Here is a 1,101-nt window from a genome sequence, read left to right as displayed (position 1 = left end):
TGCCTTCGGGAACTGTGAGACAGGTGCTGCATGGCTGTCGTCAGCTCGTGTTGTGAAATGTTGGGTTAAGTCCCGCAACGAGCGCAACCCTTATCCTTTGTTGCCAGCGGTCCGGCCGGGAACTCAAAGGAGACTGCCAGTGATAAACTGGAGGAAGGTGGGGATGACGTCAAGTCATCATGGCCCTTACGACCAGGGCTACACACGTGCTACAATGGCATATACAAAGAGAAGCGACCTCGCGAGAGCAAGCGGACCTCATAAAGTATGTCGTAGTCCGGATTGGAGTCTGCAACTCGACTCCATGAAGTCGGAATCGCTAGTAATCGTAGATCAGAATGCTACGGTGAATACGTTCCCGGGCCTTGTACACACCGCCCGTCACACCATGGGAGTGGGTTGCAAAAGAAGTAGGTAGCTTAACCTTCGGGAGGGCGCTTACCACTTTGTGATTCATGACTGGGGTGAAGTCGTAACAAGGTAACCGTAGGGGAACCTGCGGTTGGATCACCTCCTTACCTTAAAGAACCTGCCTTTGCAGTGCTCACACAGATTGTCTGATGAAATAGAGCAGTAAATAATCTCTGCAGGCTTGTAGCTCAGGTGGTTAGAGCGCACCCCTGATAAGGGTGAGGTCGGTGGTTCAAGTCCACTCAGGCCTACCAAATTTTCCCTGAATACTGCGTTGTGGCAAAGCTCGCATACTTCAGTATGCTTCGCTTCACCACGCCTTGTCTCAGGAAAAATTACCGGTACAGAGATAACACCGATGGGGCTATAGCTCAGCTGGGAGAGCGCCTGCTTTGCACGCAGGAGGTCTGCGGTTCGATCCCGCATAGCTCCACCATCTTTACTGCGAACACAAGAAAACTTCAGAGTGAACCTGAAAAGGTGCACTGCGAAGTTTTGCTCTTTAAAAATCTGGATCAAGCTGAAAATTGAAACGACACACAGTTAATGTGTGTTCGAGTCTCTCAAATTTTCGCGACACGATGATGTTTTACGAAACATCTTCGGGTTGTGAGGTTAAGCGACTAAGCGTACACGGTGGATGCCCTGGCAGTCAGAGGCGATGAAGGACGTGCTAATCTGCGAAAAGCG

The 1,101-nt window shown here is 50.6% G+C and carries 2 tRNA genes and 1 rRNA gene; all 3 read left to right on the top strand.

The window, feature by feature from the left end:
* Positions 1–518: ribosomal RNA gene (locus ACLH1I_RS26560) — 16S ribosomal RNA — on the top strand; the annotation flags it as partial.
* Positions 519–588: 70 nt separating this feature from the next.
* A tRNA-Ile gene (locus tag ACLH1I_RS26555) sits at positions 589–665 on the top strand.
* Between the two features lie 106 nt (positions 666–771).
* Positions 772–847, top strand: a tRNA-Ala gene (locus ACLH1I_RS26550).
* The last annotated feature ends 254 nt before the right edge of the window (positions 848–1,101 follow it).

Source organism: Klebsiella sp. 1SOBk10mer, assembly GCF_046602535.1.
GTDB lineage: Bacteria > Pseudomonadota > Gammaproteobacteria > Enterobacterales > Enterobacteriaceae > Klebsiella > Klebsiella quasipneumoniae.
The sequence above is the reverse complement of the archived record's forward strand: the minus strand, read 5'-3'. Positions and strand labels throughout refer to the sequence as shown.